This window comes from Stenotrophomonas sp. 86156_Sma (assembly GCF_056481625.1).
Window position 1 is genome coordinate 663,843 of sequence record NZ_CM151157.1, and the last position, 13,584, is coordinate 677,426.

A 13,584-nucleotide genomic window follows, 5' to 3' on the forward strand; every position below is an offset into this window, starting at 1 on the left:
AATGATGGCCGCAGTGTTGGTTCGATCCATGACCCAGAAGAGGAATTCGACGTGATCAAGAAGCAGAACCTTCGCATCAATGTGCTTGCCGCCGCCGTGCTGTCGATGACGGCCGTCGGTGCCGTCCACGCCGCCGGCCTGCCGACCCGCGAACCGGTGCGCCAGGCCAGCACCGCCCAGCCGGGCGCCGAGCGCATCATCGTCAAGTACCGGGCCGGCGCTGCCGCCGCCACCGACCGCTCGGCGAAGCTGTCCACCGTGCAGTCGGCGCTGACCCGGGCCAGCCTCTCCGGCGGTACCTCACGTGCCAGTACCCTCGGCCCGCAGGTGGTACGCAAGCTCGCTACCGGTGCGGACCTGATCCGCGTGCAGGGCCGCCTGGCCCCGGCCGAACTGCAGCGTGTGCTGAAGGAACTGCAGGCCGACCCGTCGGTGCAGTACGCCGAAGCCGACGTCAAGCTGCGCCGCACCGAGCTGCGTGCCGGCGACGTACAGCCGGCGCTGGTGCCGAACGATCCCTTCTACCAGCAGAACCAGTGGCACCTGCACAACGCCGTCGGCGGCATCAACGCACCGGCGGCATGGGATGTCTCGCAGGGTGAGGGCATCGTGGTGGCGGTGATCGATACCGGCATCCTGCCGCAGCATCCGGACCTGGTCGGCAACCTGCTGGAGGGTTACGACTTCATCAGCGATGCGGAGACCTCGCGGCGCCCGACCAACGATCGTGTGCCGGGTGCGCAGGACTACGGTGACTGGGTCGAGAACGACAACGAGTGCTATGACGGCTCGCTGGCCGAGGACAGTTCCTGGCACGGCACCCACGTCGCCGGCACCGTCGCCGAGCAGACCAACAACGGCGTCGGCATGGCCGGTGTCGCCTACAAGGCCAAGGTGCTGCCGGTGCGCGTGCTGGGCAAGTGCGGCGGCTACCTGTCCGACATCGCCGACGCGGTGGTCTGGGCATCGGGTGGCACGGTGACCGGCATCCCGGCCAACACCAACCCGGCCGAGATCATCAACATGAGCCTGGGCGGCAGCGGCGCCTGCGGCAGCACCTACCAGGACGCCATCAACGGCGCCATCTCGCGCGGTACCACGGTGGTGGTGGCGGCCGGCAATGAGACCGACAACGCGTCCAAGTACCGTCCGGCCAGCTGCGAAGGCGTGGTGACCGTGGGTGCCACGCGCATCACCGGTGGCATCACCTACTACTCCAACTATGGCACCCGCGTGGACCTGTCCGGTCCGGGTGGCGGCGGCAGTGTCGACGGCAACCCGGGTGGCTACATCTGGCAGACCGGCTCCAATGCGGCCACCACGCCTGAATCGGGCACGCCGGGCTACATGGGCATGGGCGGTACCTCGATGGCCTCGCCGCATGTGGCCGCCGTTGCTGCACTGGTGCAGAGCGCACTGATCGCCAAGGGCAAGGATCCGCTGACTCCGGCGGCCATGCGCACCCTGCTGAAGGAAACCGCGCGTCCGTTCCCGGTCGCCATCCCGGCGGCCACCCCGATCGGTACCGGCATCCTCGATGCCAAGGCTGCGCTGGCCAAGGCACTGGAAGAACCGTGCACCGAGAACTGCGGGCCGGTGGCCACGCCGCTGACCAACAAGGCCGCCGTCGGTGGCCTGTCCGGTGCGGCCGGCAGCAGCAAGCTCTACAGCTTCGAAGCGGCTGCCGGCAAGCAGTTCAGCGTGATCACCTACGGTGGCACCGGCAACGTTTCGGTCTACGTGGCTGAAGGCCGTGAGCCCAGTGCCAGCGACAACGACGCCAAGTCGACCCGTCCGGGCACCTCCGAGACGGTGCGGGTGACCAAGCCGGTGGCGGCCACCTACTACATCAAGGTGGTGGGTGAAGCGGCCTACAACGGGGTGAGCATTCTCGCCACGCAGTAAGCTTGAACTGTCGTAGTTGAATGGCCGAAGCCCGTCATCCCATGTGACGGGCTTCGTCTTTTTACGAAAGGTGGCGCAGGGGCGGCGGAAATCATGGCTTAACTGTTAAAGTCGAGCCGATTGACAGGAGAGTCATGTGAACGCGCTTGCTGCTACCGCCGCTGCCGACGACGCTGAAGGCCGCATCCTGGATGCGCTGCTGGCGCGCGGCCGGCTGAAGGAAGGCGATCTGGCACGTGCGCGGCCGCTGCACGCAGAGGCCGGCGGCAGCCTGCTGGGCCTGCTGGTGCGGCTGGGGCTGGTCTCCGAGCGTGACCAGGCCCAGGCCAGCGCCGAAGTGCTGGGGCTGCCGCTGCTGGAAGGCAAACAGCTGTCGGAAGCACCGCCACAAGGGCTGGCGGAAGGCTTGCCGTTGTCGCTGCGCTTCCTCAAGCAGTTCCATGTCTGCCCGCTCGCGCTGGATGAACAGGGGGTCCGGCTGTGGCTGGCCGATGCCCATGATCCTTATCCGCAGCAGGCCGTGCAGCTGGCACTGGGTGTGCCGGTGACACCGGTGCTGGGCATGCGCGCAGAAATTGATGACCTGGTCGAACGCTGGTTCGGCCAGGGCCGCAGCGCGATGGGCGCGATCGTCGAAACCGCCGATGGCGAGGGCGGTGCGGTCGATGATATCGAGCATCTGCGTGACCTCGCCTCGGAAGCGCCGGTGATCCGCCTGGTCAACCTGGTGATCCAGCGTGCAGTGGAGCTGCGCGCTTCGGACATCCATGTCGAACCGTTCGAAAGCCGGTTGAAGGTGCGTTACCGCGTCGATGGCGTGCTGGTGGAAGGCGAAAGCCCGCCGGCCAACCTCACTGCTGCGGTGATCAGCCGCATCAAGATCATGGCCCGGCTCAACATCGCCGAGCGCCGCCTGCCGCAGGACGGCCGCATCATGCTGCGCGTGCAGGGCAAGGAGCTGGACCTGCGCGTGAGCACGGTGCCGACCGCGCACGGCGAAAGCGTGGTGATGCGATTGCTGGACCGTGAAACGGTGGTGTTCGATTTCCATCGTCTCGGTTTCACTGACGCCTTCCTGCCGCAGTTCCGCAAGGTGCTGGAACAGCCGCACGGCATCCTGCTGGTGACCGGCCCGACCGGTTCAGGCAAGACCACCACGCTGTACACCGCGCTGAGCCAGCTGAACACTGCCGACGTCAAGATCATCACGGTCGAAGACCCGGTGGAATACCAGATCGAAGGCATCAACCAGATCCAGGCCAAGCCGCAGATCGGCCTGGACTTCGCCAACGCCCTGCGCAGCATCGTGCGCCAGGACCCGGACATCATCATGATCGGCGAAATGCGCGACCTGGAAACCGCGCGCATCGCGATCCAGTCGGCGCTGACCGGCCACCTGGTGCTGTCCACCCTGCATACCAACAACGCAGCCGGCGGCATCACCCGCCTGCTCGACATGGGCGTGGAAGACTACCTGCTTACCTCCACCATCAACGGCATCCTTGCCCAGCGCCTGGTGCGTCGGCTGGAGCCGACCCATGCCGAGCGCTATGAAGCCTCGCCGGAGGAGATCGAACGCTTCGAGCTGCGCCGCCTGCAGCCGGAAGGACCGATCCACCTGTACCGCCCGAAGCCCTCCGCGCTGGCGCCGACCGGTTACCTCGGCCGGACCACCATCATGGAATTCCTGGTGATGAACGACGCGCTGCGGCGCGCGGTGATGCGCCGCGACGGCATGGGCGAGATCGAACGCATTGCCCGCGAAGCCGGTATGCGCACGATGTACGAAGATGGTCTGTCCAAGGCCCTCAGTGGTCAGACGACCATCGAGGAAGTGCTGCGTGTCACCGAGGAAAGCTGATGCGCGCAGGACGCCGGGGCTGACATGCCGACCTACCGTTACAAGGCACTGAATCCGCACGGCGAGATCTTCGACGGGCAGATGGAAGCGGCAAGCGAGGCCGAGCTGGTCGCGCGCCTGCAGGACCAGGGCCATCTGCCGATGGAGACCCAGCTGGCCGATGGCGGTGCGATCGGTGGCAGTACCTGGCGCAACCTGTTCCGCCAACGGCCGCTGCAGGGTGCGGCATTGCTGCAGTTCACCCAGCAGCTGGCGACACTGCTCGGTGCAGGCCAGCCGCTGGATCGCGCGCTGTCGATCCTGCTCGGGTTGCCCGAAGACGAACGCTCGCGCCGCGCGATCACCGACATCCGCGATGTGGTGCGCGGTGGTGCGCCGTTGTCGACCGCACTGGAGCGCCAGCATGGGTTGTTCTCGCGCCTGTACGTGAACATGGTGCGGGCCGGTGAAGCCGGCGGCAGCCTGCACGAAACCCTGCAGCGCCTGGCCGACTACCTCGAACGCAGCCGCGCGCTGCAGGGCAAGGTGATCAACGCGCTGGTGTACCCGGCCATCCTGCTGGTGGTGGTGGGCGGCGCGCTGCTGTTCCTGCTCGGCTACGTGGTGCCGCAGTTCGCGCAGATGTACGAAAGCCTGGATGTGGCGCTGCCGTGGTTCACCAACGCGGTGCTGCAGCTGGGCCTGTTCGTGCGCGACTGGTGGGTGTTGCTGCTGGTGGTGCCAGGGATACTTGCGCTGTTCTTCGAACGCAAGGCGCGGCAACCAGCCTTCCGGCTGGCGCTGGATGGCTGGCTGCTGCAGCGTCGCGGCATCGGCCGCCTGCTCGGCGAACTGGAAACCGCGCGGCTGGCCCGCACGCTGGGCACGCTGCTGCGCAATGGCGTGCCGCTGCTGGGTGCCTTGGGCATCGCCCGCAACGTGCTGGGCAACCGCGCGCTGGCCGCCGATGTGGAAGCCGCCGCGGATGAAGTGAAAAATGGTACCGGCCTGTCGCTGGCGCTGTCGCGCGGCAAGCGTTTCCCGCGCCTGGCGCTGCAGATGATCCAGGTCGGCGAGGAATCCGGTGCACTCGATACCATGCTGCTGAAAGCGGCCGATACCTTCGAACAGGACAGCGCCCGGCGCATCGACCGCCTGCTGGCGGCGATGGTGCCGGCGATCACCCTGGTGCTGGCCTCGGTGGTCGGTGCGGTGATCGTTGCCGTGCTGGTACCGCTGTACGACCTGACCAATGCCATCGGTTGACGATGGATCCCTACGCAACCCCGACACTCCGCAACTGAAAGGACCGACCATGATTGCTTCCCGTCGACCGATCCGCCTTTCCTTCACCGCCGCGCGCAACCAGTCGGGCATGAGCCTGCTGGAAATCATCATCGTCATCGTGCTGATCGGTGCGGTGCTGACCCTGGTCGCCAGCCGCGTGCTGGGCGGCGCCGATCGCGGCAAGGCCAACATCGCCAAGGCGCAGGTGCAGACCGTTGCGTCCAAGGTCGACAATTACCAGATCGATACCGGCAAGCTGCCCGGCTCGCTCAACGATCTGGTGACCGCACCGGCGGGTGTCGGTGGCTGGCTGGGGCCGTATGCCAAGCCGGCTGACCTGAACGACCCATGGGGCCACGCGCTGGAATACCGTGCGCCGGGCGAAGGCCAGCCGTACGAGCTGATCAGCCTCGGCAAGGATGGCAAGGCCGGCGGCAGCAGCGTCGATGCCGACATCCGCTACCAGCCGTAATCCTGCATGACGTATTTCCTGCCGCGCCGGCTGCCTCGCCCGCGCCTGCACGGCAGGCGCGCAGCGGGGCTGTCGCTGCTGGAAATGCTGCTGGTGATCGCGCTGATCGCAGCGATCGGCCTGATTACCGCCGCCGGCCTGTCGCGCGGCTTCGCCGGCATGCAGCTGCGCAGCGCCGGCAAGGACATCGCCAACCAGCTGCGGGTAGTACGCGCGCAGGCGATCGCCCGCGGCGAGCCGCAGCGCTTTGTCATCGAACCGGCAAAGCGGCGCTGGGAAGGCGCCAACCAGCGCCATGGTGACGTGCCGGCACAGCTGCAGGTGCAGTTCGAAGGCGCCGCGCAGCTGGCCACCGCGCCAGGGCAGGGCGTGATCGAGTTCCATCCCGATGGTGGCTCCAGCGGTGGCCGCATCCGGCTGCAGCGTGACGATGCCGAATGGCGCATCGACGTGGGCTGGCTGACCGGTGAGGTCCGCTCCGGCCCCTGGCGGGCACAATGAAGCGGCACGTTCGCGGCTTCACCCTGCTGGAAGTGATCATCGCCTTTGCCCTGCTCGGGCTGGCGCTGACCCTGCTGCTGGGCAGTCTGTCCGGTGGTGCCAGGCAGGTGCGCGAGGCCGAGCTGCGCACGCGCGCGATACTGCATGCGCAGTCGCTGCTGGCCGAAACCGGTGTCGCCACGCCACTGCAGGTGGGTAGCCAGCAGGGCGACTGGGAACAGGGACGCTACCACTGGGAGCTGCAGGTGCAGCCGTGGGTGGAGCCACGTGCCGGCAACGTCGTGCAGTCACAGTCGGCCGGTGCCCCCTGGCTGGCCGAACTGCAGCTGCAGGTGCGTTGGGGCGACAGCGAACGCGAGCAGCTGCGCTGGCGCAGCCTGCGCCTGCTGCCGCCGGACCTGGAGAGCGCGCGATGAAGCGCCGCGCCGCGGGTTTCACGCTGGTTGAAGTGATGCTGGCCACGGTGCTGCTGGCCGGTGGCCTGGCGCTGGCGTTCGCCAGCGTCCGCTCGGCAATGGCGGTCAGTCAGCGTGGCGAGCAGATCGCGGCCGAGAGTGAGCGCATGCGCGCGGTGCAGGCGCTGTTGCGGCGGCAGCTGGCCGGTGCGCTGCGCACGCCGCTGGAAGTACCCGATCCCACCCGCGAACCGATCTTCTTCCAGGGCGAAGAGCAGCGCATGTTGTTCGCCGCCGATCTGCCGGGCTACCTCGGCCGCGGCGGACCCTACCTGCACGCGCTGCAGGTGGACGGCCGCGATGGCCAGCAGCGCCTGCTGCTGGACCTGGTGCTGCTGCAGGAAGGCGAGCGCATCGCCGAGAACCCGCCGCGCCGGCCGGAAGTGCTGGTGGAAAACCTGAAGTCGGTACAACTTCGCTATCGCGGCATCGATGCCAGTACCGGCCAGGTGAGCGACTGGATGCCGCGCTGGGACGATACCCGCCGCCTGCCGATGCTGGTGGAGATCAGGATCGTCCCGGCCAGGGGCGCGCCCTGGCCGACGCTGGTGGTGGCGCCGCGTAACGGTGGCAGCGGAGGCGCGCGATGAACCGGCAACACGGTGCGGCACTGGTACTGGTGCTGTGGTTGATCGCATTGATGACCGCGCTGGTCGGTGCGTTCGCGCTGAGCGCACGGGTCGAGCATCTGCAGCAGCGGGTGCTGGATGACGATGCACGCGGCCAGGAACGGGCGCGCGCCGGCCTGGAGTACGCGCTGCTGCGCCTGTCCGCCGATCCGCTGCGGGCGCCCTGGCGCGCTGATGGCCGAACCTACCGCTGGCAGTTCGATGACGCCAGCATCGAGATCAAGGTGCTGGACGAGAACGGCAAGATCAACCTGAACCTGGTCGACGTGACCTTGCTGACCGCGTTCCTCAAGGCGCTCGGCGAAGACGAAGGGGCAGCCCGGCAGCTGGCCGGTGCCATTGTCGACTGGCGTGATGAAGACAGCCTGCTGCAGCCGAGCGGCGGTGCCGAAGCCCCGGACTATGCGGCGGCGGGGTTGCCGTATGGCCCACGCAACAAGCGTTTCGAGACGCTCGGTGAACTGCAGCGGGTACTGGGCATGCGCGGCCCGCTGTACAAGGCCATGCTGCCGCACCTGACCCTGTACAGCCGCCAGGCACGCCCGGATCCCCAGTTCGCCAGCGCGCCGGTGCTGACCGCACTGGGCCTGGATGCGGATACCGTGCTGGCGCAGCGCGCACAGCAGGAGCGTGACGCAGATACCGCTGGCGGTGCGACAACGCTTGCCAGCAGCAGCGGCACCTATAGTATCGAGTCTCGTGCAACCGACGGCAGTGGACGCCGGTCGGTGTTGCAGGCAGTGGTACGCAATGGCTCGGGCGGGGTTCCCGGGCGGTCCTACACAGTGCTTCGCTGGGAGCAGGGAATGACAGCAAGATGACGGCATGGCAGGACAGTGTGCGGCAGGTGCAGGGCCGGATCGGCCCTGGCGCCGGCCGTTTCCTGCGCTGGTGGCGGCAATCGCTGCTGGCCTGGGTGCCGGCACGTTGGCAGTGGGCACTGGGCTGGGCACAGGCGCGCCTGCTGCTGCAGCGCCAGGGTGAGCAGCTGCAGGTCTGGCGAGAGGCCGGAGAACGCCGCGAAGCAGTTGCCAGCGTGCCATGGCCGCTGTCGCCGGCCGAACTGGACCGCGTGCTGGAACCGCGACTGCGCAGCCTGCCGCGGGTGTGGCTGCTGCCGGCCAGCGAGGTACTGCGTCGTCATCTGCGCCTGCCTGCGGCTGCGGCCGACCGGCTGCGCGCCGTGGTCGGTTTCGAGATCGACCGCCAGACGCCGTTCGAATCCAGCCAGGTCAGCTATGACGTGCGTGAACTCGGGGGCGCCGCCGAGGGCCAGCTGCAGGTCGAACTGATCGCCTGGCCACTGCGCCAGCTTGAGGCGTGGCGGGCCAGCGTAGGCGAATGGGCCGATGCACTGGCCGGTGTCGATGCCATCGACACCGAGGGTGAACCCCTGCAGGTGAATCTGCTGCCACCGGGGCAGCGCCAGCTGCGGGCAGACCCGACGCGGCGCTGGAATGTGCTGCTGGCCGTGGCCGCGCTGGTGATGCTGGTGCTGGCGGCCCTGCAGCTGCTCGACAACCGCCGCGCCGCCGCCGACGAACTGCGTGCGCAGGTCGAGCGCAGTGCACGCAGTGCGCGTGGTGTCGCCAGCGAACGCGCGCAGCTGCAGGCGCTGATCGATGGTGCCGCATTCCTGGAAAAGCAGCGCAGCCAGCGCGCCGGAACGGTGGAAATCTGGAATGAACTGACCCGGCGCCTGCCGGAGGGCACCTACCTGGAAAAGCTGGCCATCGAGAACAACAACCTGCAGCTGATCGGCCTGAGCCGCGAGGCCTCGCAGCTGGTGCAGCTGCTGCAGGACGCACCGCAGTGGCGCAAGGTCAATCTGACCGGCGTACTGCAGGCCGATGGCGCCGCCAGTGGCCGTGACCGCTTCACCATGACCGCCGAACTGCAGCCGTTGCCGGCTGCGGCCCCGACCCGGGAGGCGGCCGATGCCGATGCCAAGCGCACGCCGTGACCGCTGGCTGGCACTGGCGCTGCTGCTGGCAGTGCTGGGCCTGGCCTACCTGCTGCTGGTGCACCCCTGGTTCACCCAGCCACTGCGCGAAATCGACGCCGACGTGGCTGCCCTGCGCGAGCGCGAGCAGCGCGTGCAGGCGCAGCTGCAGCAGCAGCCGCAGATCGAACAGCGCCTGCGCGCCACCGGCGAGGCACTGCAGCAGCGGCCGGGCTTCCTGCGCGAAGCCACCGCCGAAGCTGCGGCCGCTGCGCTGGGCGCGAAGCTGCAGGATGCGGTGGCGATGGCCAGCCCGGGCAACCGCAGCTGCACCATCAGCAACCGCACGCCACTTACCGACAACCGCCGTGACGCCGAATTCGTGCGCGTGGCCATGCAGGTGCGCCTGCGTTGCGGTGTGGCCGAACTGGCCACGGTGCTGCACAGCCTGGAAACCGGCAGCCCGCGCCTGTTCGTCGACAACCTCAACCTGATCGCGCAGCGCTTCCAGCAGTCGCCCAACGAGTCCGGGCTCGGCCTGGACGTGTCGTTCGAACTGGCCGGTTACCTGCTGCCCGGTGCTGCGGCCGATGGCGCTGCGCCGGCACCTGCAGCCGAACCGGGCGCGGCGCCGCAACCGCCTTCGGCCACACCTTCACCGGCCGCCGCACCGGCTGCGCCGGAAGAAGGGCAGGAGGTGGCCGATGAAGCTTGAGCAGATCAGCCTGCGCACCGGCTTCCTGCTGGCACTGGCCGGCTGGGCGGCAGCGGTCTGGCTGGCCACCGGCTTCGGTCTGGGCAGCCAGCTGCCAGGTGCGGACGGTGATGCCGATGCGGTGCCTTCGTTGCCGGTGCTGCCGCCGTTGGCCGCAGAACGCATGGCCAGCGCCGACAGCTATAGCGCGATCGGCGAGCGACCGCTGTTCGCCGAGGACCGCAGGCCGAAGCCCTACCTGCTCGGCGGCAGCGAGCCCGCCGCCAGCGCCGCGCTGCGCCTGACCGGCGTGCTGCTGACCGGCGACTTCGGCATGGCCACCTTCACCACCGAACAGAACCGCTCGCTGCGCCTGCGCCTCAACGGTGAAGCCGTCGACGGCTGGCAGCTGGTCGCACTGCAGCCGCGCCAAGCCACCGTGATCGGCCCCGGTGGCAACCAGGTGCTGGAACTGGCGGTATTCAACGGGCAGGGGGGTGAACCGCCGACCGTGCTGCGCGGCGCCAACGGTGCGCCACCGGCCGGTGCGATCGTTGTGCCGCCCCCGGCAGGCGCTCCGCCGGCACCGCCGCCGGCTGCGGCAACCGCATCGCCGTCGCCTGCTGGCAGTGCGCCGGCATCCTCGGCTGCGGCGGCCGCCACGCCGCCTGCCAACAACAACGGCCCCAGCGAAGCGCAGATGCAGGCCATCCGCGAACGCATCCAGGCCCGTCGCCGCCAGCTGCAGCAACAACAACAGCAGCAACAACCGTCGCCGCCCCCGGGCGATGGCACCAACCGATAGAGTGAATGCATGAGCCTGCGTTTCCTTCCCTGGTCCTTTGCCCTCGCGCTGCTGGTCGGCTGCAGCACCGTGTCCGCACCGCATGTGCAGCGCAAGGGCAATCTGTCGCCCACTGCCGAGGCCGGCCAGGCGGCCGAAGTCGCCGCTGATGCTGCCCGTGACGCCCAGGGCGCTCCGCAGGCGGTGATCCGCCGTGGCACCGGCACCATGATCAACCGCGAAGCAGCACGCGCACCGGCTCCGGCACTGCATGGCGCCAGCACCGGTGAAGCAACCTTCAATTTCGAAGGCGAATCGGTGCATGCGGTGGTCAAGGCCATCCTCGGTGACATGCTGGGCCAGAACTACGTGATCGCACCGGGGGTGCAGGGCACAGTCACCCTGGCTACGCCCAAGCCGGTGTCGCCGGCACAGGCGTTGAACCTGCTGGAGATGGTGCTGGGCTGGAACAATGCCCGCATGGTCTACAGCGGCGGCCGCTACAACATCGTCGCCGCCGATCAGGCATTGGCCGGCACTGTCGCGCCGAGCACGGCGCCGGCAGCCAGTGCGCGTGGCTTCGAGGTACGGGTGATCCCGCTGCAGTTCATCTCCGCAACTGAAATGAAGAAGGTGCTGGAGCCGTACGCGCGCCCCAACGCCATCGTCAACGTCGACAGCGGCCGCAACGTGATCACCCTGGGCGGTACCCGCGCCGAGCTGGAAAACTACATGCGCACCGTCGAGATCTTCGACGTTGACTGGCTGTCGGGCATGTCGGTGGGCGTGTTCCCGATCCAGTCCGGCAAGGCCGAGCAGGTGGCCGCCGACCTGGAGAAGGTGTTCGGCGAGGAGAGCAAGACGCCCAGCGCCGGCATGTTCCGCTTCCTGCCGCTGGAAAACGCCAACGCGGTGCTGGTGATCACCCCGCAGGTGCGTTACCTGGACCAGATCCAGCAGTGGCTGGACCGCATCGATACCGCCGGTGGCAGCGCCCGCCTGTTCTCCTATGAGCTGCGCTACATCAAGGCGCGCGATCTGGCCGAACGCCTCAGTGAAGCCTTCGCCAGCAGCGGCAATCGCGGCGGCTCCAGCCCGGCCTCGCTGGCACCGGGTGCAATGCCGTCGCAGCTGGGCAGCGACGGTGAGCGTGGCATGGACAGCAACAACAGCAGCAATTTCGGTTCGACGCCGGGCAGTGGCTCCAGTGGCACCGGCAACGGCAGCATGAACCTGCCGCAGCGCCAGTCCGGCAATGTCAGCGTCAGCCTGGAAGTGGAAGGCGATCGCGTGGGCGTGTCGGCGGTGGAGGAAACCAACACCCTGCTGGTGCGCTCGACCCCACAGGCCTGGCGTTCGATCCGCGAAGTGATCGAGAAGCTGGACGTGATGCCGCTGCAGGTGCATATCGAAGCGCAGGTGGCCGAGGTCGCACTGGAGGGGGACCTGAAGTACGGCGTGAACTGGTTCTTCGACAACGCGGTGGCCGGGCGCGCGCTGACCGGCGCATTGGCCGGCGTGACCCTGCCGCCCGCCGCCGGCGGCTCCTGGAGCAGCTTCGCCGGTGCTGCAACCGCTGGTGAAGGACTGGGCTGGGCGTTCACCGGCCACAATGGCGCGGCGGTGGTGAGCGCGCTGGACAAGGTCACCGATGTGCGCCTGCTGCAGACCCCCTCGGTGTTCGTGCGCAACAACGCCGAGGCCACTCTCAACGTGGGTGACAAGGTGCCGATCAATACCACCACGGTGAACACCGGTATCGGCACCAGCAGCTACAGCTCGGTGCAGTACATCGACACCGGCGTGATCCTGAAGGTGCGCCCGCGCGTGACCCGCGACGGCACGGTATTCCTCGACATCGTGCAGGAAGTGAGCAGCGCCTCGAACGTGCCGGAGAACTGCAACCCGACCGAGCGCAACTGCAACCCGCGGATTTCCACCAAGAAGCTGTCGACCGAAGCGGCGGTGCAGAGCGGCGACACCATCATGCTGGCCGGCCTGATCACCGACACGGCCACCGATGGCAGCAGCGGCATCCCCGGCCTGAGCCGGATTCCGGTGGTGGGCGCACTGTTCGGGCAGAAGAGCCGCACCAGCCGCCGTTCGGAGGTGATCGTGCTGCTGACGCCGAGCATCGTGCGCAACGGGCAGGAGGCACGCACCCTGACCGACGAGTACAGCCAGCGCTTCCGCGCGATGGAACCGCTGAACCAGCCGCGCGCAAAGAAGTAAGGGGTTGACGGCCGGGCTGCGCCCGGCACCCGCAGAGGCCAGAGCTGGAGCAACAGCAACAGCAACAGCAACAGCAACAGCGGGTTTCTGGGGGATGGCTGGGCGGTGTGGGTTGTCAGGACACGCCGTAAACCCTTCCATGGGGGCTCGATGGCGCCATCCATGGCGCCAACGGTCCTGCCAACCCACACCGCCCCGCCTCTGACAGATTCCCGCGGCTGTTGGTAGGTGTCGACCTTGGTCGACACGCTGGATCCACGCCATGCGTGGATGCTTTTCGATTCCAATTCGAAATATTCGATTCCGATGGAGATTCATCCACGCATGGCGTGGATCTACTGCAGATCGCAGAGATCTGTCGAAGGCGGGGTGGGTCCGGTTGTGGGGGCGTGAGCCGCAAACCCACAGTGCCCCGCCTTCGACAGTTTCCTGCTGCTGTTGGTAGGTGTCGACCTTGGTCGACACGCTGGATCCACGCCATGCGTGGATGCTTTTCGATTCCAATTCGAAATATTCGATTCCGATGGAGATTCATCCACGCATGGCGTGGATCTACTGCAGATCGCAGAGATCTGTCGAAGGCGGGGTGGGTCCGGTTGCGGGGGTGTCCGCGGCATGGATGCCGCGGCCAAGCCCCCATGGGTGAGGGCGCTTTGCTTGCGAAGCACTGCTTCGCAAGCGCCCGAACGCACAGCCGCCAGCGGCTGGGCCGGACCCCGGAGGGGGGTTAACGGCGTCCCCCGCAACCGGACCCACCCCGCCATGCCACGGATAGCCGACTTCTGCTGTTGCTTCTGCTCTGGCCTCTGCAGGTGCCGGGTGCAACCCGGCCGATACCCTCCC

12 protein-coding genes are annotated in these 13,584 nt (G+C 67.9%); all 12 read left to right on the top strand.

Features of this window, described 5'->3' with window-relative positions:
- The first annotated feature begins 51 nt into the window (after window positions 1-51).
- The 12 genes from ACZK33_RS02945 (at window position 52) to gspD (ending at window position 12,741) form a co-directional block, all read left to right on the top strand.
- Entirely contained in the window at window positions 52-1,905 is a 1,854-nt protein-coding gene (locus tag ACZK33_RS02945) for a S8 family peptidase (protein ID WP_049398129.1), read from the top strand.
- Between the two features lie 136 nt (window positions 1,906-2,041).
- Window positions 2,042-3,766, top strand: coding sequence for a type II secretion system ATPase GspE (gspE, locus tag ACZK33_RS02950; RefSeq protein ID WP_369352997.1), 1,725 nt, complete (start codon window positions 2,042-2,044; stop codon window positions 3,764-3,766).
- A 24-nt stretch (window positions 3,767-3,790) separates the two neighbouring features.
- Entirely contained in the window at window positions 3,791-5,011 is a 1,221-nt protein-coding gene (xpsF, locus tag ACZK33_RS02955; protein WP_032130133.1) for a type II secretion system protein XpsF, read from the top strand.
- A 49-nt stretch (window positions 5,012-5,060) separates the two neighbouring features.
- Window positions 5,061-5,504 carry a type II secretion system major pseudopilin GspG gene (gspG, locus tag ACZK33_RS02960; protein ID WP_004142831.1) on the top strand — a complete coding sequence of 148 codons (444 nt, stop codon included), beginning with the start codon at window positions 5,061-5,063 and terminating at the stop codon, window positions 5,502-5,504.
- 6 nt (window positions 5,505-5,510) lie between these two features.
- On the top strand, window positions 5,511-6,005 hold the full coding sequence (gene xpsH / locus ACZK33_RS02965; RefSeq protein WP_032130132.1) for a type II secretion system protein XpsH: 495 nt from the start codon (window positions 5,511-5,513) through the stop codon (window positions 6,003-6,005).
- A complete protein-coding gene (xpsI, locus tag ACZK33_RS02970; RefSeq protein WP_346486333.1) occupies window positions 6,002-6,421 on the top strand; it encodes a type II secretion system protein XpsI in 420 nt (139 codons plus the stop codon). The genes xpsH and xpsI overlap by 4 nt, the downstream gene beginning before the upstream one ends.
- Window positions 6,418-7,050, top strand: coding sequence for a type II secretion system protein J (locus ACZK33_RS02975; protein ID WP_423175572.1), 633 nt, complete (start codon window positions 6,418-6,420; stop codon window positions 7,048-7,050). The genes xpsI and ACZK33_RS02975 overlap by 4 nt, the downstream gene beginning before the upstream one ends.
- A complete protein-coding gene (locus ACZK33_RS02980) occupies window positions 7,047-7,910 on the top strand; it encodes a type II secretion system minor pseudopilin (RefSeq protein WP_423175574.1) in 864 nt (287 codons plus the stop codon). Before ACZK33_RS02975 ends, ACZK33_RS02980 begins: the two co-directional genes overlap by 4 nt.
- Window positions 7,907-9,052 carry a PilN domain-containing protein gene (locus ACZK33_RS02985; RefSeq protein WP_032130128.1) on the top strand — a complete coding sequence of 382 codons (1,146 nt, stop codon included), beginning with the start codon at window positions 7,907-7,909 and terminating at the stop codon, window positions 9,050-9,052. Before ACZK33_RS02980 ends, ACZK33_RS02985 begins: the two co-directional genes overlap by 4 nt.
- Window positions 9,027-9,746: a type II secretion system protein GspM gene (gspM, locus tag ACZK33_RS02990; protein ID WP_423175576.1), complete on the top strand. Its 720-nt coding sequence runs from the start codon at window positions 9,027-9,029 to the stop codon at window positions 9,744-9,746. The genes ACZK33_RS02985 and gspM overlap by 26 nt, the downstream gene beginning before the upstream one ends.
- Window positions 9,736-10,530 carry a hypothetical protein gene (locus ACZK33_RS02995; RefSeq protein ID WP_032130126.1) on the top strand — a complete coding sequence of 265 codons (795 nt, stop codon included), beginning with the start codon at window positions 9,736-9,738 and terminating at the stop codon, window positions 10,528-10,530. The genes gspM and ACZK33_RS02995 overlap by 11 nt, the downstream gene beginning before the upstream one ends.
- Window positions 10,531-10,539: 9 nt before the next feature.
- On the top strand, window positions 10,540-12,741 hold the full coding sequence (gspD, locus tag ACZK33_RS03000; protein ID WP_182267251.1) for a type II secretion system secretin GspD: 2,202 nt from the start codon (window positions 10,540-10,542) through the stop codon (window positions 12,739-12,741).
- Window positions 12,742-13,584: the final 843 nt, after the last annotated feature.